22 protein-coding genes and 2 pseudogenes are annotated in these 22,364 nt (G+C 58.7%); 10 read left to right on the top strand and 14 right to left on the bottom strand.

Annotated elements, in window-relative coordinates:
* Positions 1-14: 14 nt before the first annotated feature.
* Complete coding sequence (locus ACR6A7_RS19650) at positions 15-263, top strand: hypothetical protein (RefSeq protein WP_434126947.1); 249 nt, start codon at positions 15-17, stop codon at positions 261-263.
* Positions 264-366: 103 nt separating this feature from the next.
* The gene (locus tag ACR6A7_RS19645; RefSeq protein WP_434126946.1) at positions 367-561 is read left to right on the top strand and encodes a helix-turn-helix transcriptional regulator; all 195 of its coding nucleotides are present in this window, start codon (positions 367-369) and stop codon (positions 559-561) included.
* A 96-nt stretch (positions 562-657) separates the two neighbouring features.
* On the opposite strand, the pseudogene tssK reads toward ACR6A7_RS19645, so the two are convergent.
* The 4 genes and pseudogenes from tssK to ACR6A7_RS19625 all read right to left on the bottom strand — a co-directional run.
* A pseudogene (gene tssK, locus ACR6A7_RS19640) lies at positions 658-1,446 on the bottom strand (type VI secretion system baseplate subunit TssK); the annotation flags it as partial.
* Positions 1,447-1,464: 18 nt separating this feature from the next.
* Positions 1,465-3,011, bottom strand: a pseudogene (tssC, locus tag ACR6A7_RS19635) (type VI secretion system contractile sheath large subunit).
* A gap of 30 nt (positions 3,012-3,041) precedes the next feature.
* Positions 3,042-3,536: a type VI secretion system contractile sheath small subunit gene (gene tssB / locus ACR6A7_RS19630; RefSeq protein WP_434126945.1), complete on the bottom strand. Its 495-nt coding sequence runs from the start codon at positions 3,534-3,536 to the stop codon at positions 3,042-3,044.
* Positions 3,537-4,062: 526 nt separating this feature from the next.
* Positions 4,063-4,914, bottom strand: a complete 852-nt coding sequence (locus ACR6A7_RS19625) for a helix-turn-helix domain-containing protein (protein ID WP_434126978.1) — start codon at positions 4,912-4,914, stop codon at positions 4,063-4,065.
* Positions 4,915-5,116: 202 nt separating this feature from the next.
* On the opposite strand from ACR6A7_RS19625, the gene ACR6A7_RS19620 reads away from it, so the two are divergent.
* Entirely contained in the window at positions 5,117-6,016 is a 900-nt protein-coding gene (locus tag ACR6A7_RS19620; protein WP_434126944.1) for a DMT family transporter, read from the top strand.
* A gap of 36 nt (positions 6,017-6,052) precedes the next feature.
* Here the strand turns inward: ACR6A7_RS19620 and ACR6A7_RS19615 are convergent, their stop codons facing one another.
* A complete protein-coding gene (locus ACR6A7_RS19615; protein WP_434126943.1) occupies positions 6,053-6,289 on the bottom strand; it encodes a hypothetical protein in 237 nt (78 codons plus the stop codon).
* Between the two features lie 276 nt (positions 6,290-6,565).
* Between ACR6A7_RS19615 and ACR6A7_RS19610 the strand changes: the two genes are divergently transcribed.
* Positions 6,566-7,780, top strand: a complete 1,215-nt coding sequence (locus tag ACR6A7_RS19610) for an L-lactate MFS transporter (protein ID WP_434126942.1) — start codon at positions 6,566-6,568, stop codon at positions 7,778-7,780.
* Positions 7,781-7,861: 81 nt separating this feature from the next.
* Here the strand turns inward: ACR6A7_RS19610 and ACR6A7_RS19605 are convergent, their stop codons facing one another.
* Complete coding sequence (locus ACR6A7_RS19605; RefSeq protein WP_434126941.1) at positions 7,862-8,737, bottom strand: SMP-30/gluconolactonase/LRE family protein; 876 nt, start codon at positions 8,735-8,737, stop codon at positions 7,862-7,864.
* A 262-nt stretch (positions 8,738-8,999) separates the two neighbouring features.
* Between ACR6A7_RS19605 and ACR6A7_RS19600 the strand changes: the two genes are divergently transcribed.
* The gene (locus tag ACR6A7_RS19600) at positions 9,000-9,128 is read left to right on the top strand and encodes a hypothetical protein (RefSeq protein ID WP_255351578.1); all 129 of its coding nucleotides are present in this window, start codon (positions 9,000-9,002) and stop codon (positions 9,126-9,128) included.
* Between the two features lie 73 nt (positions 9,129-9,201).
* On the opposite strand, the gene ACR6A7_RS19595 is transcribed toward ACR6A7_RS19600, so the two are convergent.
* From ACR6A7_RS19595 to ACR6A7_RS19580, 4 genes are all read right to left on the bottom strand, one after another.
* The gene (locus ACR6A7_RS19595) at positions 9,202-9,483 is read right to left on the bottom strand and encodes a hypothetical protein (protein WP_434126940.1); all 282 of its coding nucleotides are present in this window, start codon (positions 9,481-9,483) and stop codon (positions 9,202-9,204) included.
* 257 nt (positions 9,484-9,740) lie between these two features.
* Positions 9,741-10,544 carry a hypothetical protein gene (locus ACR6A7_RS19590; RefSeq protein ID WP_434126939.1) on the bottom strand — a complete coding sequence of 268 codons (804 nt, stop codon included), beginning with the start codon at positions 10,542-10,544 and terminating at the stop codon, positions 9,741-9,743.
* Positions 10,545-10,554: 10 nt separating this feature from the next.
* Entirely contained in the window at positions 10,555-11,007 is a 453-nt protein-coding gene (locus ACR6A7_RS19585; RefSeq protein ID WP_434126938.1) for a universal stress protein, read from the bottom strand.
* A gap of 6 nt (positions 11,008-11,013) precedes the next feature.
* The gene (locus ACR6A7_RS19580) at positions 11,014-11,799 is read right to left on the bottom strand and encodes an IclR family transcriptional regulator (protein WP_434126937.1); all 786 of its coding nucleotides are present in this window, start codon (positions 11,797-11,799) and stop codon (positions 11,014-11,016) included.
* 146 nt (positions 11,800-11,945) lie between these two features.
* Between ACR6A7_RS19580 and ACR6A7_RS19575 the strand changes: the two genes are divergently transcribed.
* The 3 genes from ACR6A7_RS19575 to ypdK all read left to right on the top strand — a co-directional run bounded on the left by ACR6A7_RS19575 (position 11,946) and on the right by ypdK (position 14,853).
* Complete coding sequence (locus ACR6A7_RS19575; protein WP_434126936.1) at positions 11,946-13,550, top strand: MFS transporter; 1,605 nt, start codon at positions 11,946-11,948, stop codon at positions 13,548-13,550.
* A gap of 4 nt (positions 13,551-13,554) precedes the next feature.
* Entirely contained in the window at positions 13,555-14,583 is a 1,029-nt protein-coding gene (locus ACR6A7_RS19570; RefSeq protein ID WP_434126935.1) for an HlyD family secretion protein, read from the top strand.
* 198 nt (positions 14,584-14,781) lie between these two features.
* Positions 14,782-14,853, top strand: coding sequence for a membrane protein YpdK (ypdK, locus tag ACR6A7_RS19565; protein WP_102990980.1), 72 nt, complete (start codon positions 14,782-14,784; stop codon positions 14,851-14,853).
* 40 nt (positions 14,854-14,893) lie between these two features.
* Here ypdK and alaC read toward each other — a convergent pair whose 3' ends face one another.
* Both alaC and ACR6A7_RS19555 read right to left on the bottom strand, forming a co-directional pair.
* Positions 14,894-16,129 carry an alanine transaminase gene (alaC, locus tag ACR6A7_RS19560; RefSeq protein WP_434126934.1) on the bottom strand — a complete coding sequence of 412 codons (1,236 nt, stop codon included), beginning with the start codon at positions 16,127-16,129 and terminating at the stop codon, positions 14,894-14,896.
* Between the two features lie 118 nt (positions 16,130-16,247).
* A complete protein-coding gene (locus ACR6A7_RS19555; RefSeq protein WP_434126933.1) occupies positions 16,248-16,772 on the bottom strand; it encodes a GNAT family N-acetyltransferase in 525 nt (174 codons plus the stop codon).
* A 259-nt stretch (positions 16,773-17,031) separates the two neighbouring features.
* On the opposite strand from ACR6A7_RS19555, the gene ACR6A7_RS19550 reads away from it, so the two are divergent.
* Positions 17,032-18,723: a LytS/YhcK type 5TM receptor domain-containing protein gene (locus ACR6A7_RS19550; protein WP_434126977.1), complete on the top strand. Its 1,692-nt coding sequence runs from the start codon at positions 17,032-17,034 to the stop codon at positions 18,721-18,723.
* On the top strand, positions 18,720-19,445 hold the full coding sequence (locus tag ACR6A7_RS19545) for a LytR/AlgR family response regulator transcription factor (RefSeq protein WP_434126932.1): 726 nt from the start codon (positions 18,720-18,722) through the stop codon (positions 19,443-19,445). Before ACR6A7_RS19550 ends, ACR6A7_RS19545 begins: the two co-directional genes overlap by 4 nt.
* Positions 19,446-19,499: 54 nt before the next feature.
* Here ACR6A7_RS19545 and glk read toward each other — a convergent pair whose 3' ends face one another.
* Both glk and ACR6A7_RS19535 read right to left on the bottom strand, forming a co-directional pair.
* Complete coding sequence (glk, locus tag ACR6A7_RS19540) at positions 19,500-20,465, bottom strand: glucokinase (RefSeq protein WP_434126931.1); 966 nt, start codon at positions 20,463-20,465, stop codon at positions 19,500-19,502.
* Positions 20,466-20,622: 157 nt separating this feature from the next.
* The gene (locus ACR6A7_RS19535) at positions 20,623-22,275 is read right to left on the bottom strand and encodes a thiamine pyrophosphate-binding protein (RefSeq protein WP_434126930.1); all 1,653 of its coding nucleotides are present in this window, start codon (positions 22,273-22,275) and stop codon (positions 20,623-20,625) included.
* Positions 22,276-22,364: the final 89 nt, after the last annotated feature.

Raw genomic sequence — 22,364 nt, 5'->3', positions numbered from 1 at the left:
TTTCAGGAGACACCATGAAAATCATCTGTCAGCAGGACAGTAAACAGGCCTCTCTGATCCTGACGGCCTCATTGTTCCGCCTCCCGCGCCTGGTCCGGGTGGTCAGTGCCGCACTCAGCGTTGTGCCCGGTGCGGTGGTGGAAACGACGGGGATATTCCGTCTGCGCACGACGATTACGGGCCCGGCCTCCTTCATGAACGAGGCGCTGGCGGCAGCCCTCTCTGCGCTGTACCCCTCTTCACGATATACCGCATCCCGCTGAAGAAGAGAGTCAACGCCAGGCTCAGCCAGGAGCTGAAGATGTTTCCGGCTGCGCCTGGCCGATCATGAACAGCCTGAGCAGGCTTAATCCCAGGAGAAAAATAATGGAACTTCGTGATGATTCACTTATTGACATGAAATTCATGGTGCGCGACTCTGGCTTTACCGATCGCTACTTCTACAAACAAATCCAGCAGGGCAGGCTGCCGCCGCCCCGAAAATTTGGCCGCGCGTCCCGGTGGGAATACCAGGAATACCAGCGCTGGAAGGCCTCATTTCCCCGAAAATCAGACGCATGAGTGTACTGCTTTTTTATTGTGGGCATAACTGTGGGCATAATCCGTTTTATGAACCCAAAAAAGGCTTATCTGTCAGAAAACTGGATAACAGATATGATGTCTGCAGGGGTAACGCTCATACTCAGAGAGCACTCGAGCATGCGAGTTCAGGGCGTTCAGCAGCCAGAACAGCGACACGTCAGCGACTGCAAAATCGGCCATCCTGTCGTTGCTTTCCCGACGCATAGACATCAGACGCTGACGGCGAGAGCGCAACTGGCGGTTTAGCAGTGCCAGGCGCTCACACAGATTGCGACTTGCCGAGAACAGCGCCATCGGTGGGATAAAGTCCGGATCCTGATGCCAGCCTCCCTGCCCGTCCTGTAACAGGCGGGTAATGGCGCAAGTATCCCAGGCATCGTTGTCTTCATGTCCGAAACGGAATGCCAGATTTAAGCGGGCCACCGCCATCGACTCATCTTCCTGACCGAAGCGATCGGCGATCGTTTCCCAGGCTTCCCGATAGCGCAGCGGGCGCTCTGCAGGTACCGCGTTTGTCTGCACATTCACGATCCCGGCCTGCATCACCGGTAACGCCACATACACTGTCACCGGAGTATTGCCAGCAGAAGCCGGCACCTCGATTTCACGTGGCTCCGGAGGCAGGTCACTGAATCGAGTATCAACCAGCGTGTCATCTGGCAACCAGAGACGAAGTAATTGCGCCTGCACGCGGCCGGAGGCCAGCATCGCGTCATCCAGTTCAACCCGACCAACGCCCCAGGGGAAAGCATTTCCGCGGGCGGCAATACCGGCCCGGGAAAATGCATCCCATTCAGACTGCTGCTGGAACTGCTGAGGGGCCAGAAGCGCCCCTTCATTCCATAAAGGACGATGAATTTTCATCCCTGATTTCCCCTCGCCTTAGGATTTCGCTTTCGGCATCTGGGAAACCAGCGACAGGTTGACGTCCATCCCTTCCACCTGAAAATGCGGCACGGCGTAGAGCTTCACGCGGAAGAAGCCTGGATTATCTTCAATGTCTTCCACCACCACTTTGGCATCACGCAGCGGATGCGACGCCTGCAGCTCGTCGCCCGGGTCGGTCATCTCGGTGACCAGTCCACGCACCCAGGTATTAAGTTCCAGCTCCAGCAGACGACGATCTTTGGTGGTGCCGATGTTTTCACGCTGGATAAGCTTCAGATAGTGCGCGATACGCGACAGCAGAAAGATGTAGGGCAGACGCGCGTTGATACGGCTGTTGGCGGTGGCATCGGCGGTGTCGTAGATCGCAGGCTTCTGGGTAGAGTTTGCCGAGAAGAAGCAGGCGTAGTCGCGATTTTTGTAATAGGAAAGCGGGATAAAGCCGAGGTTGGCGAACTCAAACTCGCGGGTTTCCGGGATCATTACCTCTGACGGGATCTTCACCTGATTGCCGGTGCCGAGATCGTAGAGATGAATCGGCAGATCCTGCACCGCGCCGCCCGCCTGTGGGCCGCGGATCTGCACGCACCAGCCGTTGTTGATAAAGCTGCGCACCATATTAGCGGCGAACGCAAACGAGGCGTTGGTCCACAGGTATTTATCGTGATCCGGGCCTTTTACCTCTTCGACGTAGTTGAAGCTGCGCACCGGCACAGTGTCCGGACCATAAGGCAGTCGGCCCAGCACGCGCGGCATCACCAGGCCGATATAGCGCGAATCGTCAGTTTCACGGAACGATTTCCATTTAATGTATTCGGCGCGGTCGAAGTAATTGCCGATATCCTTGATGGCCGCTACCTCCTCCATCGACGCCTTCAGGAAAAAACGCGGGCCAGCGGAGCCGATAAATGGCATATGCGCCGCGGCGGACACCTTAGAGATATTGCGCAGCAGCGCCACGTCCTGCGCGGATGCGTCAAATTCATATGCGGAGATCAGCGCCCCAATGGGTCGCCGCCAGGGGTGTCATACTCGGCGACATAGGTCTGCAGATAGAGACCGCTCTGGATGATTTCCGGGCTGTCTTCAAAGTCGCAGCGCAGATCCTCTTTGGAGAGATCGAGCAGTTCGATTTTTACGTTCTGACGAAAATCGGTTTTATCCACCAGCGACTTGACGCCGCGCCACAGCGACTCCACCGCCTGAAAAGCTTCATGATGCATCACCGCATCAAGCTGACGGCTAATTTGATGGTCAAGCGCAGCGATATGGTGGTCAATCAGGGTTTTATCGAGCTTCTCGACTTTTGCGCCCGCCTTGGTCAAACACTCCAGAAAGACCTGCATGCCAGCGGTCAGCCGCTCGTCGGCGGTCGCGTCCGACATCGCCTGCGCATCCTGCCAGATGTCCAGCGCGCTCAGTTCGGCAACCGGGCGCAAATTTATTTTTCTAAACAGGGAGGCGTAGACGCCATCAGTTTCGCGGCTCTCCAGCACCAGGCTTTCGTTTCCAGTTCTGTTATCATTTTGAACGGTCATAAGCATTCCTTTTAATCCATTAAAACGTTGCTGACGTTAAGCCTTTGGTGCCAGCGCCGATAATTCGCTGCGCAATTCCGCGCTCAGCGCCGGGTCGAGCAAAATTTTTTCCAGCTCTTTACGGAAAGCCTGGTTATCCAGTAAATTCGCCTTTAAGTCGCGCAGAAGATTACGCATTGCCAGCATGGCCTTAAGCTGGGGAATTTGACGCGCCACCTGCCCCGGCGTGAAATCGTTCATATCACGGAAAGTCAGGCTGATATTTTCCTCGCTACCGTCACCGGTAAGCGTATTCTTTATGGTGAGATCGACTTTTGGGGAATATTCAGAAAGGACGCTGTTAAAATTATTTTTATTAACGTTTATTTTTCTTCGCTCTGATAAGGGCGCGGTTTCCTGGCCATGGCTAAAATCGCCAGCAACCAGTAATTTCAGCGGTAGCTCCGTTTTTTTAGTTGCTCCGCCAGTGTGGAGATCCAGCTTAAGGTTAATACGTGCTTTAGGTACTTCACTCTGGAAACTGTCAGCCATTACTCTGTCCCTCGTTTAATCGCTGCGTAATATTTCAGGCGAAATAATAAGGCAATAAAATACCAGGAATCAAATAATGATTAGCTCATTCACCAGTCGAAAAATTCTTAATTATTTTATGATGTAAGTTAATAAATAGTTATTTCTACAGGCAGTTTAACCTGCTGCTTTTTAGATAACACCTGGAGCTATTCACCAAAAAAAAGAGCGGGAATAAAAATCCGCTCTTTAATTTATCACGCATTGATATAAATCAAAATCGATACCCAAAAAGAGATACCTGCCGTTTTAGCCGCGCATCGTTAATTCAGCGCCCAATTCAGAGGGAATGAATGCGATCGTTTCATAATCACTTGCTCGCCATATTCATTTGGTATGGCGTGTTAATTTTTCCTTTCGAAATCTTATTGGACAAAACCTGTAATCCGCTGAAAGGCTGACTCACGCTGTTGGCTTATTAACACCCTTTTCGGTTCGTTCTTTTTTAGCTGGCTGATGCATAAAGCATGTTAATGAGCGCACGGCCTTATGCGCCTCGCTGGCCGTTGCGGTAAGCCGAAGGTGAAACGCCATGGATCTGCCTGAAGCGGTTGCTGAAATGACTGGGCGAATGAAACCCGCAGCTAAAAGCGATAGTGGTCAGTGAAAGCGAGGCATCCGCCAGCATCTGCTGCGCGCGCTGCATGCGACGCCGCATCACATACTGGTGCGGCGCTTCGCCCGTCGAATGGCGAAACATGCGCGCGAAGTGAAACTCGCTGAGCGACGCTTCATCGCTCAGCTGCGCCAGCGTCAGCGGCCGATCGAGATGCGCGTCGATAAAGGCCAGCAGGCGGCGCAGCACCGCAGGCGCCAGTCCGCCCCGCGCCTGAGGCGCGCGCCAGCCCACGTCGCTGTAGCGCTGCAGCAGATGGGTCAGCAGCAGGGTTGAGGCGCTGCTCAGCATCAGCTGATTAGCGGGCTGCTGCCAGTCGCAGCTGAGCAGAAAATGGCGATAGAGCTGAGTAATACGATCGTCGCTGGCGAAGACTTTTTCGTGCAGCTGAAGGTGCGCCGGGCTGCGATCCCACGTCTCTTCCGCCAGCTGGCGCAGATGTGCTTCGGAGCAGTAGAGATGGACGAATGAGAGATCGGAACGCAGATCCCAGGTGGACTCGACGCCAGCAGGCATCAGGCAGAAGCGATCCGGGCCGCCGCCGTTACGCCAGCCATAGGGGGTTTTATGCCAGGTATCGTAGCCGTCGGCGATATAGAGGCTAAGGGTGTGATGGTTGCTGAGATTGGTCACCCGATCGCCGCTGTTAAACCAGTGTGCCAGCTGCGTGCCGTCGCTGAGCCGGGCGTGGTGACGCAGCTGGGCTTTATGGCGTTGCAGCATTTCGAAAGTCTGGTAAGTCGGGGCGTTCACGGGCGTTCTCCTGCTAACAGGCCTCCAGTGTATGAAGAGTGGGCTGAAGAGAACAGCCTTATCCATCGTGACGGATAAAAAAGCGCAAGAATTTGCAAGTGCGCCGCAAGCAGTTGCAAGCCGCCTGCCGCTTTTCCGGTAATACTGCGGCCTGAACTCAAGGAGGCGCGCAATGAATCTCGCTTTATACCTTTCCGTGGTGCTGATCTGGGGCACCACCTGGATCGCCATTTACGCCCAGCAGGCGGCGAGCGGCGGCAGCATTGGCGCGGCGGTGTTCTGGCGTTTTATTATGGCATCGCTGGTGATGCTGGTTGCGCTTAAGGCCATGAGGCGTTTGCGAGCGCTGACGGCGCGCGATCATCTCTTTTGCCTGCTGCAGGGCTGCTGCGTATTCGGCTTTAATTTTCTCTGTTTTTATCACGCCGCGGCCTGGATCAACAGCGGGCTGGAGTCGGTAATCTTTTCGATGGCGGTGCTCTATAACGCGCTTAACGGCTGGCTCTTCTTCCGGCAGCGCCCTTCCCTGCGGCTGCTGCCGGCCGCCGTGCTTGGCGCTGGTGGAATGGTGGCCCTTTTCTGGCGCGATCTGCACGGCAGCGAAGCGTCTGTCCAGCTGTTATGGGGTATTGGGCTGAGCGCGCTGGGCACGCTGGGGTTTTCGCTGGGCAATATGATCAGCCTGCGCCACCAGCGTTTACAGCGCGATGTATTAACGACCAACAGCTATGCGATGCTCTACGGCGCGCTGGCAATGGCGCTGCTTACGCTGCTGCAGGGCGAATCGCTGCGGCCCGTCTGGAGCGGGCAATGGCTGGGCGCGGTGGCATATCTGGCGATGTTCGGATCGGTAATCGGCTTCGGCGCCTACTTCACCCTGGTTGGCCGCATCGGTGCCAGTCAGGCCGCCTATAGCACGCTGCTGTTTCCGCTGGTGGCGCTGGGGCTGTCAACGTTGTATGAGGGTTATCAGTGGCATGCGGAAGGCCTGATGGGAATAATCATGATTCTGGCGGGCAATCTGGTGATGTTTGTGCGCCTGCCAGCCTGGCGCAGGCGCGTTCCGGGCTAAAGCAAAGAGCGGGCATCATGCCCGCTTTGCTGAGCGTCATGCCCGTCGCTGCACAGGGGTAAGCTGATGAGGGCGATTGATCGCTTTGCGCGCTATCCAGTAGAGAAGCACGCGCTCATCGTCACTGTCCCGGTCGGCCATGGAGAGCAGTTTTAACGCCAGTGTCGATTTGGTCACAGGCTGCTGCTCATCGCTGAGTTCAATCACTGCCTGACCGATGATGCAGCGGACTTCGTCCTCGCAACTAAGGGATTCATATGCTCGGTCTTTCATATTTCCTCCTGTAAAGTGAGCTTTAAGCCTGGCAAATATTCTGCCGCTTTGCTTGCAAAAGCCGCGCAGAGACACATTTGGTTACGCCGAGTAACTCATTATTATTCAGTTGCTGAATTGCACACAGGTTAGCGAAGCGGATTCGCTGCCGTTCATACCCTCAGAGCGGCATTTCATGACGCGTTTCCTCCCGTTCATGCCTTTTCTCGTCACGCGCGCGTAGCCCCGTTCTAATCTGGCGCTAGTGTCCAGAACCCCGGACGGGAGAGAAAAATCATGAATCAGACATCATCCTACCAACGCACCCGCTGGCTTACCCTGGTCGGCACGGTAATCACCCAGTTCGCGCTGGGTTCGGTCTATACCTGGAGCCTGTTCAACGGGCAGCTGTCATCAAAACTCGACGCGACGGTCAGTCAGGTCGCCTTCTCATTCGGGCTGCTGAGCCTTGGACTGGCGGTCGCTTCGTCGCTGGCGGGCAAGCTGCAGGAGCGATTCGGCGTACGGCGCGTCGCTATCGGTGCGGGCCTGCTGATGGCGGCCGGCTTCTGGCTGACAGCCCATGCCGACAATCTGATGATGCTGTACCTCAGCGCTGGCGTGATGGTCGGGCTGGCGGACGGCGCGGGCTATCTGATGACCCTGTCGAACTGCGTGAAGTGGTTCCCCGAGCGCAAAGGCGTGATCTCCGCCTGCGCCATCGGCGCGTATGGTCTGGGCAGCCTGGGCTTCAAATTTATCTGCGGCGCGCTACTGGGTGCTGTTGGTCTGGAACAGACCTTCATTATCTGGGGGCTGGCGGCAATGGGCATGATTATTCTCGGCGCGCTGCTGATGCGTGACGCGCCGGTTCAGCGCGCGGCAGGGCAAACCGCGCAGCAGGCGCGCGACTATACGCTGGCGCAGGCGGTGCGTCTGCCACAGTACTGGATGCTGGCGCTGATGTTTTTGACCGCCTGCATGAGCGGTCTCTATGTAATCGGCGTAGCGAAAGATATCGGCGAAGGGCTGGTGCATCTCAGCGCACAAACCGCAGCCAGCGCGGTGACGGTCATCGCCATCGCCAACCTGAGCGGCCGTCTGGTGCTCGGCGTGCTCTCCGACAAGATGGCGCGTATCCGGGTCATCTCACTGGCGCAGATAGTTTCGCTGGCGGGCATGGCTATTTTGCTGTTTACCCGCATGAATGAGACCACCTTTTTTATTTCGCTCGCCTGCGTCGCCTTCAGCTTCGGCGGCACCATTACCGTCTTCCCGTCGCTGGTCAGCGATTTCTTCGGCCTCAATAACCTGACAAAAAACTACGGGCTGCTTTATCTGGGCTTCGGCATCGGCAGCGTGCTCGGCTCGCTGATCGCCTCCCTGTTTGGCGGCTTTACCGTAACCTTTAGCCTGATTATGACGCTGCTGGTGATGTCGCTGCTGCTGTCGCTGACGATCCGCCTGCCTCAGCGCGAGCCGCTGGCAGATCAGGTGCTGCAGCGGAGTTGAGCCGCAGTGCGGGCGTCATGGCGCGGCGAAAACCGCCGTTATGGCGCCCGCGCCTTTACGCATTAAGTGATGACCTGCGCGTTATCCCGGAAACAGCGGCTCCGCAATGCCCGCCACCTCCACCTCTACCGTCAGAATATCCCCTGACTGCGGATAGCGCGCCAGCTCCTCTGCGGTGCGGTCCTCGCGCGAGCTGGTGATATAGAGCGTTTTCAGGTCAGGACCACCAAAGGCAACCATGGTCGGCCAGCGCACCGGCAGCGCAATCTCATCGACGATTTGCGCGCTGACAGGGTCGATACGCACGATGCGCCCGCCGTCGAACTGCGCCGACCAGTAAAAGCCTTCGCTGTCGACCGCCGCGCCGTCTGGCAAACCGCCTGCGGCGTCGAACTGGCGGAAAATTTCCCGCGCGCCCGGCTCGCCGTTTGCATCGAGCGGATAGCGATAGAGCACCTCGTTCGGCGTATCGCTGTGGTACATCCAGCGGCGGTCGGGCGAAAAGGCAACGCCGTTGGAGATCCTGATATCCCGCGCTTTCACCTCCAGCTCCAGCGAGGGGGTGACGCGGCACAGCAGCGCGCCGTTCTTATCCTGCGGCTCCCACAGGCTGCCGCACCAGAAATTACCCCAGGGATCGACCCGCCCGTCGTTAAAGCGGCTTTTCGCCGCCTCGCCCGGGTTATCGGCAATTTTACGCTGCGGTCTGCCCTGCTCATCCAGCAGCCAGACACCGCTGCGCAGCGCCGCAATCAGCCCGCCCTGCTCGCGCAGGCCGATACAGCCGACCTCTTCCTGCTGCGGAAAGCTCTCCAGCGCGCCACTGCGCGGATCGAAGCGGTGAATGGCGGGTGCCAGGATATCCACGCACCACAGTACCTGCTCACGCGCTGACCAGGTAGGGCATTCGGCCAGCTCAGCCTGCAACGCCAGAACATTTTTTACTTCAGGCTTCATCATCGCTCCTTTTTATTTTGTATCAGCATACTTTAGCCTGAACTGGCGCCAGCGCGTAAAAACGCGCGCTTGCTTTTCGGAATTATCTTGCCGATAATCGTTTTTATTCAGCCTGTTCTGATGGGCTTATTTAATGCTTTTCTGGTGAACCGCGGCGCTGAAATATTCCGTAATATCTCTCTAAATAACTCTACATTCACTGCATCATCACTCCACTATTCCAGCGTAATGTCATACCTGTCGGAAAAGAGGAGAACTTTCTGTGAAAAAAATCGTTAAAGTTGCCACCGTTTTTGCCGTTATCTCTATGCTGAGCGGGTGCATTATCGACAGAGGTCATGGCGGCGGCTGGCATCACGGCGGCGGGCATGGCTGGCATCATCACCGCTAAGGGCAAAGATTTCACACAGCATAAAATAAAAAAAGGGCGGGATATTACCCGCCCAGTTTACGATTAATAAATTTTAGCTTTTCAGCGCGTAGTTACACTGGAACCAGCTGGTTTTCAGTCCTGGAATATGACTCTCCTTCGGCGTTAGCGCTTCTACTTTATCAAATCCTTTCTTGCTGCAATAATTCGCCAGATCCAGCTCCATCGCATCTCTGTTCAATTTTTGCGGATCGTAACGATACTGTACGGTATTTGCGCTGGGATCTTCATCTATGCGTTCAAAGCCCCCGGGTTTGCTGACGCTACAGGCGGTCAGCAATAATAGCGCGGCTGCGCCAACGATAATGGATTTCATTTTTTCATTCTTCCTTTCATTACTGCTGCAGTTTACGTTGCCGCGCTGACGCCAGCTATCGGAAAACTGCTTAACCTGAAGCTACAAAAACAAGGTTTTGCCGATTGTTTTGATACAACCAAACGGCTATGCCAATCAACAGAAGGGTGAGATGATGCTTTCAGACAAAACAGCGTCTGCACCACACCAGGTCATTCCCAGGAAAACAGGCAGTTTGATTTTATTAAGCCCGTGCTAAGCGGGCTTTTTTTCGCCCGTCAGCCAGTGAGAGCCACCATTCTACGCAACAGATTCGCGGCCTGTTTGTCCGGCAATGCGAGGATGGCGCTGTAGAGATCAATGGACATCGCGCACATAGAGGAGCGATCGACCGCGGTATCGGCGGGCATATTGAGCTGCTGCAGCTTGTCGCCCCACTTCTTATAGAGCGCCGCCACGATGCGCTGCAAATCCTGCTGCGCCTGAGGCTGATCCACCGGCAAATCGGCGCCGCGACTCGACAGCAGGAGCTGCTCCATTGCCGCCGCGTCCTGCGCGTTAAGCGCCGGCGACAGCGTTTTCGCCAGATTGACCCCGCCGCTCACCTGCGGATAAAGAAAGCGGAAACAGAGCTGTGGATCGCGCTGGCCCAGCGCCTGCATTGCCTTAACCGACGCGCGGATATAGTTAACCACCGCCGCATCCGGCGCACGCATCAGCCGCTGATTAATCAGGTCGGCCAGCCAGCCGCGCAGCTCGCCCGTCGCCTGCTGAGGCGGTTCGCCTGAACGCAGCTTGAGCTGTAGCTCCTGCACCAGCAGCTGCCACAGTGCTGGCTCCTGCGTTTGCAGTACGCGGTAGCCCGGCGTTTGCGCCAGATAATCCACCGCCGCCTGACGCTGGGCAGCGTGCTGCTGCTGCGGCTTTAGCCAGCTGAACCAGAGCAGATTCGCCAGCAGCAGCGGCAGCAGGAAAAGCACAACGCCCTGCCAGGCGCGCAGCCGGGTGGTTTTGATCAGAACGACAATGATTAGCGCCAGCAGCGCGAAGGCGGCCAGCGTGACGATCCACAGCGAGGTCATGCGAGGTTGCTCAATCCTTACGAACGTCGATTAATACCGGGCAGTGGGCGCGCTCGATCACCGCCGCGCTCACCGAGCCCTTCAGCAGGCGGTTAAAAGAGGAGAGATGGCGACGCCCCATAATGATCATCTGCGCGTTAAGCTGCTGCGACTGGGCGACGATGGTGTCCGCTGCTTCGCCCGCGACGATCAGCCCGCGCGCGTCGATCCCGGCGCGCAGCAGCGGCGCCAGCGCATGGCGCACCACCAGCTCGGCAGTGTTCTGCTCATCCTGCGCGGCGGCAAAATCTTCTGGATCTTCACCAGCGGCGATGTCGATCGGCTGGTTGCAGGAGGCGTAGGCGGGATCGACGCAGCAGAGCACCACAACCTGCGCCTTGTGCGCCAGCGCTTCCTCTATCGTCGTGGCGATCACCTTCTGGGCAACTGGCGAATTATCAACGGCCATCAGCAATGTTTTCATCAATGTTTATCCTTCAACAGCGGCAGTTTTGCCAATTTCGCGTATCAGCGCCTCTTTGCATCTGAGCATCTCTTCGCGGAACACCGCTTCGTTTTTCTGAAAACGCGACGTGGGCACCAGCAGAGAGACAGAGAAACGGCCGAACAGCGTATCCAGCGCCACCGCCATGGTGGAGATACCTTCAAGGGTTTCACCGCGATCGTAGGAGATGCCGGTTTTACGCACCTCATGAATCAGCGTCATCAGCTGCGGCAGCGTTTTGACGGTTTTATCCGTGAGCTCGCGCCAGGCTTCGCCCACTATCAGGCGCACGTCGTCGTCGCACTCCAGCGCCAGCAGCGCGCGGCCGCCAGAGGTGCTATAGAGCGGCAGGTTCAGCCCCATGCGCGGCACCACGCGCAGTTCGCGCGACGCCACCACATGGTGAATGATCGTCAGCTGCGTGCCGCTGGCACGCGACAGCGAAACCGTTTCATTGGTCGCCGCGCAGAGCGCTTCCAGCTTGGGTCGCATCAGATCGACGACGTCGGTATGCACGCTGGAGATCAGTTTCAGCAGCGCCGGGCCAAGCCGCAACCCGCCTGCGCCGCTGCTGCGCACCAGCTGGGCGTTGTCGAGGGCAGCGACAATGCGCTGCACCGTGGAGCGCGGCAGATCCACCGCCTGCGCGATTTCGCCCAGGCTCATACCGCCGGGATGCTCTCCCAGCGCGTTAAGAATTTTTGCCGCGCGGGCGATCACCTGGATACCGCCCGATTTTTCATCCTCGCGGCTGGATGGAAGTTTTGCCATGAGTCGTCCTTTTCAGCTGCCCTACTCTACCGCGAAAAAGGCACAATTTACAGCATGTACCACATTGCAATACAGCATATCGAAATGTAAGATCGCAGCCTGTATCACATCGCAATACACTGCATCATAATAATGAGAAACCTGCTATGAACGCTCAGCCTGCCGCTGCGCCGACGCCGCACCCTTTTACGCTTCGCCTGGCGCTGGGCCTGGTCGGCGTGCTTATTGCCGCGCTGACCTCGGGCCTTAACGACCGCGTCACCGATATCGCGCTGGCGGATATTCGCGCCGCCATCGGCGTCAGCTATGACCAGGGCAGCTGGATCGTCTCGGCCTACCAGGCTGCCGAAGTGGCGGCGATGATGATCGCGCCCTGGTTTGCCGTTACCTTCTCGCTGCGCCGCTTTTCGCTGACGGTATCGACCGGCTTTATGCTGTGCGGCATTCTGCTGCCGCTGGCGCCTTCGCCCGGCAGCTTTATCGCCCTGCGCGTGCTGCAGGGGCTATTCGGCGGCGCGCTGCCGCCGATGCTGATGACGGTGGCGCTGCGCTTCCTGCCGCCGCCGCTTAAGCTCTACGGGCTGGGCGGCTACGCGCTCACGGCCACCTTCGGGCCCAATATGGCCGCCTCGCTGGCGGCGTTCTGGACCGACGACGTCAGCTGGATGTTTGTCTTCTGGCAGGTAGTGCCGCTGATGCTGATCGCCATGCTGCTGTTTGGCTGGGGCCTGCCGCAGGATCCGCTGCGCCTCGAGCGCGTTAAGCAGATCGACCTGTTCGGCATGCTCACCGGATGCAGCGGCATGGCGCTGCTGGTGCTGGCCCTCACCCAGGGCGAACGGCTGGACTGGTTCGCGTCGCCGCTGATCGCCGCCATGCTGCTGGCCGCCGCACCGCTGCTGCTGGTGTTTCTGATCAACGAATGGTTTCATCCACTGCCGCTGTTTCGGCTGCAGATGCTGTCGCGCCGCAATCTGACGCACGGCCTGCTGGCGCTGGCGACCGTGCTGATCGTCTCGCTCTCCGGCTCAGCGCTGCCCTCCGCCTATTTCGCTCAGGTAGAGGGCTTCCGCACCCTGCAGTTCGCGCCGCTGGCGTTAACCGTCGGCCTGCCGCAGCTGCTGATCGCGCCGCTGGTCGCCGCGCTGCTGAATATCCGCTGGATCGACTGCCGCTGGGTGCTGGCGGCGGGCGTCGCCCTGCTGATGACGGCCTGTTTGCTCGGTGCGCAGATCACCAGCGACTGGGCGCGCCAGAACTTCTGGACGCTGCAAATGTTGCAGGCGTTCGGACAGCCGATGGTGATCCTGCCGATTCTGATGAGCGCCACCAGCGTGGTGGCGCCGCCGGAAGGCCCTTTCGCCTCGGCGATGTTTAATACCGTGCGCGGCTTCTCCAGCGTCGCGGCCTCGGTGCTGGTGGAGGTTTTCCTTAGCCACCGCGAGAAGATCCACTCCAACATTTTGCTGGACCAGGCCGCCAGTCGCCCCTGGCTGATGAGCGCGCCGAGCAGTGCCGACGCCAGCGCCAGCCATCCGCTGCTGATGGATGGCAGCGTCAGCAGCAGCGAAAACCTGAGCGGCTTCACTACGCTGGTGCGCCATCAGGCCACCGTGCTCGGTCTGAGCGACAGCTGGCTGCTGCTGATCGCCTTCGCCGCGCTGCTATTACTGCTGACGGCCTGGCTGCCAAAGCGCGTCTGGCCGCCGCAAACCCTGATTCAACCTGCCTCTTCGACCTCGAGAAAATAAGATTATGCGTGCTTTAGTAATGAGAAAAACCGTGCTGCTGAGCCTGTTGTTGCTGGTGTTGCTGGCCATCGCGTTTTTTATCTGGTCAGCCATGACCGGCAACGATCACCGCACCAACGACGCTTACGTCAACGCCGACTACACGCTGGTGGCGCCGAAAGTGTCAGGCTATATCGCCGAGGTGAAGGTGCAGGATAACCAGCAGGTGAAAGCGGGCGACGTGCTGGCGACGCTGGACGACCGCGATTATCGCGTGGCGCTGGAGAGCGCCGAGGCGGATCTGCAGGTCAGCGAGGCGAAACTACTCAGCAGCCAGGCACAGCTGGAGCAGCAGCAGTCGGCCATCGAGCAGTCAAAAGCGACCCTGGCGGCCAGCCAGGCGACCGCGCAGTATGCCGGTCAGAACGCCGATCGCTATAACCGCCTGTATAAAAGCGGCATTGTTGCCGCCGACGACCAGCAGAAGGCCAGCTCGACCCAACGCTCCGCCGCGGCGGCGGTGCGTCAGAGCCAGGCGGCGGTGGTTTCCGCAACAAAAGAGATCGGCGTGCTGCAGGCGGCGGTGCGTCAGGCGCGGGCGGACGTGGCTGCGGCGCAGGCCAGCGTGGACCAGGCGCGCCTGAACCTCTCCTATACGCGCATCGTTGCGCCGGTGGATGGTATGGTGGGCCAGCGCACGGCGCGCGTCGGTGCCTACGCCACCGCCGGGACACGGCTGCTGGCGGTGGTGCCGCTGCAGCAGACGTATGTGACAGCGAACTATCTTGAGACGCAGCTCAGCGACGTGCATCCCGGACAGCGGGTGCAGATCGCCGTTGATGCGCTACCAGGCAAGCGTTTCACCGGCCATGTCGACAGCATCGCCCCCGCAACCGGCGCGACGTTTTCAGCGATTTCACCCGATAATGCGACAGGTAACTATACTAAGGTCGTCCAGCGTCTTCCGGTTAAAATCGTGCTGGATACGGACCAGCCTGACCTGTCGCAGCTGCGGGTTGGTATGTCGGCGATCCCGGAGATTGAAGTAGAGTAAAATGTGATGAAGCTCTCACACTGGTGCTATTTATTTTAGGATCAATTACGCGTAAATTAGCGCTCGATCCTGTTCTGAGCTACTCAGAACGACCTGAGAAAATGCCTGAGGCGATGATAACCTGATGCGTTTTTCTCATTCTGTTCGCGTTGCGCTGGCCTGGGATCGCTATCGTGTAACCGCTCAGAGGAGTTGTTTGTGAAATACGCCTTGATGGGAATCTCTTTCTTTGCGCTGCTTTGGCTTGGCACATTTGTGCTGATGCTGTAGCGCCAGTCAGGGGGCGACAGCGCTGTCGCCCCGCTTCGTTTTACTCTGCTTCTTCTGTCGCTTTTACGCTGCCCGGCAAGATGCCGTCGGCGCGAAACATCCCTTTAATGCCCCGCACCGCCTGCCGAATGCGATCGCTGTTCTCAATGAGCGCAAAACGCACATGGGTATCGCCATAGTCGCCGAAGCCGATGCCTGGCGACACGCATACCTTCGCCTCCTGCAGCAGCTTTTTGGCGAACTCCAGCGAGCCGAGCGCGGCGTAGCGATCGGGGATTTTCGCCCAGACATACATCGAGGCTTTGGGGTTATCTACCATCCAGCCCGCCTCATGCAGCCCTTTTACCAGCACGTCGCGGCGACGCTTGTACTGTTCGGCGATATCGCGCACGCACTGCTGATCGCCCTCCAGCGCGGCGATGGCGGCTACCTGCAGCGGCGTAAAGGTGCCATAGTCATGGTAGCTTTTGATGCGCGCCAGCGCGGCGACCAGCTCTTTATTGCCCACCATAAAACCGATGCGCCAGCCCGCCATGTTGTAGCTTTTCGACAGCGTGAAAAACTCCACCGCCACGTCGCGCGCGCCGGGCACCTGCATAATCGAAGGCGCTTTCCAGCCGTCGTAGACGATATCGGCATAGGCGAGATCGTGCACCACCAGCACGTTATACTGTTTCGCCAGCGCGATAACTCGCTCAAAGAAGTCCAGCTCGACGCACTGCGCGGTGGGGTTCGACGGAAAGCCGAGGATCATCATTTTCGGCTTCGGATAGCTTTCGCGGATCGCCCGCTCCAGCTCCGCGAAGAAATCGACGCCCGCCACCAGCGGCACTGAACGCACCTGCGCGCCGGCGATCACCGCGCCGTAGATATGAATGGGATAGCTGGGGTTCGGCACCAGCACCGTATCGCCGTGGTCGAGCGTCGCCAGCATCAGGTGCGCCAGCCCCTCTTTCGATCCGATAGTGACGATAGCTTCAGATTCAGGATCGATCTCGACCTGATAGCGCTCGGCGTACCAGCGTGAAATGGCGCGGCGCAGGCGCGGAATGCCGCGCGAGGTGGAGTAGCCGTGCGTGTCCTCACGCTGCGCCACCTGACACAGTTTTTCCACGATATGCGGGGGCGTAGGGCCGTCAGGATTCCCCATCGAGAGGTCGATGATATCTTCGCCGCGCCGACGCGCAGCCATCTTCAACTCAGCGGTAATGTTAAACACATAGGGGGGAAGGCGATCGATACGCGAGAAACGACGGGGTGTGCTGTTGTCAGCCATAGTGTCCTCTTGAATACGTAAGCGCCCGGACCGTCCGAGCGACGCAGGTCACTGCCGTGACCGAAAAAAGACCTTAACGCGGCGATCGCGCGCTTGTCGAGAGGAGAATAAAATTTTTTTAATCCGCGGGATTCAGGCGACCAAAAACCCAATCGTTCACCCATTCGCCATTTAGCAGATAATTATCCCGCAAAGTCCCCTCCAGCACATAGCCATTCTTCTCCAGAATGCGCCGCGACGCCACATTTCCTTCTACCACCATCGCCTTGAGCTTGTGGAAACCCGCGCTCAGCAGAAAGTCGCTCAGTCCAGCCAGCGCTTCGCTGCCGTAGCCCTGGCCGCAGAAGCGGTGCAGCAGCATATAGCCGACCTCCGCCTGGCGATAAGGCTGCCATTCCGGGCTGCAGCCGAACAGGCCGATCGGCTCGCCGCTATCGCGCAGGCGCGCCACCACGCAAAGCATATGAAAACTGCTGACCTGCCAGGGCGCGAGGCGTTCATTGAAGCGCTGGCGCAAATCCGCCTCGTCAGGAATTTCGCTGACCCAGGTCATGGTGGCCGCGTCTTCATGCACGGCGCGAAACAGCAGCCAGTCTTCAGGCTTAAGGGTGGTGAGGGTAAGACGCGGCGTGATTAACTGCATGAAAGTGCTCCCGGTGCAGATAGCCACAAAGGCTGTCTGAATAAAAACCACTATCGGCTCACCCGCCAGCGGCGAATGAAAAATCTTCCCTGTTTTACTACTCAGGTTTCCCCTTTTTACCATTTCAGCCGTGAAAATTGATCCACAACATGAAGGGAGCGCTCACTCTTTTTGCAGACTGGCGCATCGCGATCACATTTTTTATCATAGCCCTCTCTCTGTTATGACCTGAAGGCTGGCTGTGATCTCTCACTTTGATATGCTGTTGGCGGTGTTTGACCGCGCTGCCCTGATGCTGATCTGCCTCTTCTTCCTGACCCGCACCCCGCTTTTCCGCCAGCTGCTGCAAAAAGATGAACATGCACCGCTGGAGAAAGCCGCCGTCATCGCCATTTTCTCGCTGTTTGCGCTTTTCAGCACCTGGTCGGGCATTCACGTTGACGGCTCGCTGCTAAACGTGCGGGTGATTGCGGTGATGGCCGGCGGCATCCTGTTTGGCCCCTGGGTCGGCATCACTACCGGCGTTATCGCCGGGCTGCACCGTTTTCTGATCGATATTCACGGCGTTACCTCGGTGCCCTGCCTGATCACCAGCATTATTGCAGGCTGCGTGGCTGGCGCCATCAACCGCCGCGTGCCCAAAGCACAGCGCTGGCGCGTCGGCATTATCGGCGGCATGCTGTGCGAAAGCCTCACTATGCTGCTGATCGTGCTGTGGGCGAAGCCGATGTCGCTTGGCCTGGCGATTGTGTCGGAGATTGCGCTGCCGATGATCCTCGGCGCGTCGAGCATCGGCCTGATTGTGCTGCTGGTGCAGAGCGTCGAGGGTGAAAAAGAGGCGATTGCGGCGCGACAGGCCAAGCTGGCGCTGGAGATCGCCAATAAAACCCTGCCGCTGTTCCGCGACGTCAACAGCGACTCGCTGCGCCGCATCTGCACCATTATCTGTGACGATATCAATGCCGACGCCGTCGCCATTACCAACAAGACCCATATTCTCGCCTACGTCGGCTACGGCGAGCAGAACTACCAGAATGGCGACGATGGCATTAGCCCCACTACCGCGCAGGCGATGACCACCGGGAAAATTATTATCAAAAATAATGATGAAGCGCATCGCACCCGTGATATTCACTCGATGATCGTTATTCCGCTGCGCGAGCAAGGCAAAGTGACCGGCACCCTGAAGATTTACTACCGCCGCGCGCACCGCATCACCGGCTCGCTAAAAGAGATGGCGATCGGCCTGTCGCAGCTGATCTCGACGCAGTTGGAGGTGTCGCGCGCCGAGCAGCTGCGCGAAATGGCGAATAAAGCGGAACTGCGCGCTCTGCAGAGCAAAATTAATCCCCATTTTTTGTTTAATGCGCTGAACGCCATCAACTCCTCTATCCGGCTTAATCCCGATACCGCGCGCCAGCTGGTGATTAATCTTTCCCGCTATCTGCGCTACAACCTTGAACTTAACGACGACGAGACCATCGATATCAAACGTGAGCTGTGGCAGGTAAAAGATTATATCGCCATCGAGCAGGCGCGCTTTGGCGACAAGCTGTCGATGATCTACGACATTGACGACGATCTTCACTTTTCGCTGCCCAGTCTGCTGATCCAGCCGCTGGTGGAGAATGCCATCGTACACGGCATTCAACCCTGTCGCGGCAAAGGCGTGGTGACGCTGAGCGTTAAGGCGTGCGGCGATCGGGTGCGTATCGCCGTGCGCGACACCGGGCCGGGCATCAGCGATGAGGTCATGCGCCGCGTGGCGAATAATGAGATGCCAGGCAATAAAATTGGCCTGCTGAATGTGCACCACCGCGTCAAACTGCTGACCGGCCAGGGGCTCGACATTACCCGGCTGCAGCCCGGCACCGAAATCGCCTTTACCCTGAGCAAGAGCGGAGAGTGGCTAACCGCGTCGCCGCCTGCCGTCGTGGAGAGCGTGCCATGAAAGCCATTATTGTCGAAGATGAATTTCTGGCGCAGCAGGAGCTGAGCTGGATGATCCAGCAGCACAGCAAGATTGAGATCGAGGCCTGTTTCGATGACGGCCTGGAGGTGCTGAAATATTTGCAGCAGCATCGGGTCGACGTCATTTTTCTCGATATCAACATCCCGTCGCTGGACGGCATGCTGCTGGCGCAGAATATTCACCAGTTCGCACAGCGGCCCCTGATTGTGTTTATCACCGCCTGGAAAGATCATGCGGTTGAGGCTTTTGAGCTGGAAGCCTTTGACTACATCCTCAAGCCCTATCATGAAGCGCGCATCGTCACCATGCTTAACAAGCTGGAGGCGGCCGGTCAGCAGCAGAGCGTTGCCCAGATACCGGTTGACCACAGCCCGCAGACGGTCAACCTGGTGAAGGATGAGCGCATCATCGTGACCGATATTGATGATATCTATTACGTGGAGGCGCATGAGAAGCTGACGTTCGTCTATACGCGGCGCGAGGCCTATGTGATGTCGATGAGCATCAGCGAATTTTGCGCCCGTTTGCCGGAGCAGCGCTTTTTCCGCTGTCATCGCTCTTACTGCGTCAACCTGAGCAAAATCTCTGAGATAGAACCCTGGTTTAATAACACCTACCTGCTGAAGCTGCGCGATCTGGCGTTTCAGGTGCCGGTCAGCCGCAGCAAAGTAAAACGCTTTCGCGAGCTGATGCACCTGTAGGCCACTCTCCGCGCCAGCATAAAAAAACGGCCCGGGGGCCGTTTTTGAAAGGATCTACAGAATACGCCCCAGCGTCTGTCGCAGATGCGCGCCTGCGCCCAGCAGGCCAGGCTGATCGTGGGTGATCATATAGACCGGGATGCGGGAGACGTAGTCGCGGAAGCGCCCTTTATCCTCAAAGGCGGCGCGGAAGCCAGAGGCCTTAAAGAACTCCAGGAAGCGCGGCACGATGCCGCCAGCGATATAGACGCCGCCGAAGGTGCCGAGATTCAGCGCCAGATTGCCGCCGAAACGTCCCATAATCACGCAGAACAGCGACAGTGCGCGACGGCAGTCGGTGCAGCTATCAGCAAGCGCGCGTTCGGAGACATCCTTCGGCTTGAGGTTTTCCGGCACGCGGTTGTCCGCCTTCACGATAGCGCGGTAGAGGTTCACCAGACCGGCGCCGGACAGCACGCGCTCGGCGGAAACGTGGCCCAGCTCGGCGCGCAGCACTTCCAGAATCAAATCTTCCTCATCGCTGTTGGCGGCGAAGTCGACGTGGCCGCCCTCGCCCGGCAGGCTCACCCAGCGACGGTCAACGTGCACCAGATGGCTGACGCCCAGTCCGGTGCCGGCGCCGTAAATCGCGATGGGCTTATCCTTCACCGGCTCCCCGCCGCCGAACTGAATGACATGCTCAGCCGTCAGCATCGGGATCGCCATGGAAACGGCGGTGAAATCGTTGATGATTTCAAGATGATCGAAGCCAAGGCTGGCTTTCATTTTGCTGGTGGAAAAAGCCCAGTCATGGTTGGTCATTTCGACCCAGTCTTCCGTGATAGGGCAAGCAATGGCGATGCAGCCGTCTTTAACGTTCTGTAGCTGCTCGCCAAGATAGTGGCGGATGACGGCTTCGAGGCTGTCATAATCTGAAGTCGAGAATGTTTGGGCCTGGGAGATGCTGCCGGTTTCCACCTCACACAGGGCGAGTCGGGCATTGGTGCCGCCGACGTCGCCGACCAGGGCATAAGTTGTCATTCTTTTGTTGCTCCGCTTGGGGTCCCTAAGATGCAGGACACTATAAAAGTCTGCCGGTAAAACAACAACGCTCGCCGCGACAAAAGAGGAGCGTTGAAGGTGGTGAGCACAGCCTACCCGTCCGGCAAGCCGCTTGACAGCGGCAACACTCCGAATCTTACCCTCCGTTGCGTTGCGCGAGGCAAGCCGTCACCTTATGCAGCAGCGGCGGCAGATCGTCCTTAGGCATCACGACCTCGACCAGCGTCAGGTAGTCGGGCGCCTGCAGACGCGTCATGACCTCATCCAGCTGCACGCATTCGGTGACGCGCCAGCTCTGCGCCTGCCCGTGCAGACAAAGCGCCTGCGGCAGCGCGGTCCAGTTCCACTGCGCGATATCATTATAACGCTGCGTTGCGCCGTGGATGGCGCGCTCCACCGTATAGCCCTCGTTGTTCAGCAGGAAAATAACTGGCGTTTGCCCGTCGCGCAGCATCGATCCCAGCTCCTGAATCGTCAGCTGCGCCGAGCCGTCGCCGGTAATCAGGATCACCCGCTGCGCAGGCGCGGCAGTCTGCGCGCCGAAGGCTGCCGGAAGAGTATAGCCAATGGAGCCCCAGAGCGGCTGCACCACCAGCTGCGCGCCGGGCGGCAAGCGCAGCGCCGCCGCGCCGAAAGCGGCGGTGCCCTGATCGGCGAGAATGATGTCGCCCGGCTGGAGAAAGCGCTGCATCGCCTGCCAGAAAGCGCTCTGGCTGATTTCGGCGCCAGCGTCCGCCGTCTCGACCGGCTGCATCTGCGGCGCCAGCGCCCAGCCCTCGCTATAGCGCGCAAACAGCGCCTCCAGCTCATTTAGCGCATCCGCCATGTTAAGCGGCGCAAAGCGTTCTCCGGCAACGCTGGCGGCGAACGGCTGTAGATCGATCAGCTGCGTGGCGGCGAAATTTTGGCTAAAGCCCGCCGTCAGGGTGTCGGTGAAGCGCACGCCGACGCAGAGTGTGACATCGGTCTGCTCAATCAGCTCGCAGATACCGGGCTCGCTGCCCGCTGCGGCGTAAGTGCCGACGTAGCCCGGCTGGCGCTCGTCCAGCACGCCTTTGCCCATCAGCAGCGTGGCGCAGGGAATGGCGCGCAGCCGACGCAGCCGCGCCAGCGCCGCCTGCTGCCGCCAGCGCGCGGCGAGAAAATCAGCCAGCAGCGCCACGCGCCGTGCCGGCTGCAGCAGCCGTTCGGCGGCGGCGCGAAACGCCAGGCGCGCTTGCTCGCTGGAGCCCGGCGCGGCGTCGAGCGGCGCGGCGGGCGGTGCCACCTCAGCCTCCGCGACATCGACCGCCATCATCAGGTAGCCCGGACGCTGTTCGCGCATCGCCGTGGCTAACACCCGATCAATTTCCGCCGTGGCGTTGCCCGCGCTGAGCTGCGCTGTTGCTGCGCTGACCTCGCCCGCCATGCGCAGAAAGTGACGGAAGTCGCCGTCGCCCAGCGTATGGTGCACGCAGTCGCCGCGCTTTTGCGCCCCGCTGGCGGGCGCGCCCACGATATGGATCACCGGCAAATACTCGGCGAAACTGCCGGCCGTGCCGTTGATGGCGCTCAGTTCGCCGACGCCGAAGGTGGTCAACAACGCCGCCGCGCCGCGACAGCGCGCATAGCCGTCCGCCGCATAGGCCGCGTTGAGTTCGTTGGCGCAGCCGACCCAGCCGATATCCCGATGGGCGATCACGCGATCGAGAAACTGCAGGTTATAGTCGCCCGGCACGCCAAACAGATGGCCAACGCCGATCTCCTGAAGGCGCGCCAGCAGATAATCTCCTACGGTAAAGCGTTGCATATGCCACTCCTTTCACCCGTGTCTGGTTTGAGTATCCGCTATGCTGCGAAAGCGGCGAGAAAGCAGCGCAATCAGCTGAACAAAAAAGT

The organism is Pantoea phyllosphaerae (genome assembly GCF_051025595.1).
GTDB lineage: Bacteria > Pseudomonadota > Gammaproteobacteria > Enterobacterales > Enterobacteriaceae > Pantoea.
This window is presented reverse-complemented; position numbering and strand designations above follow the sequence as displayed.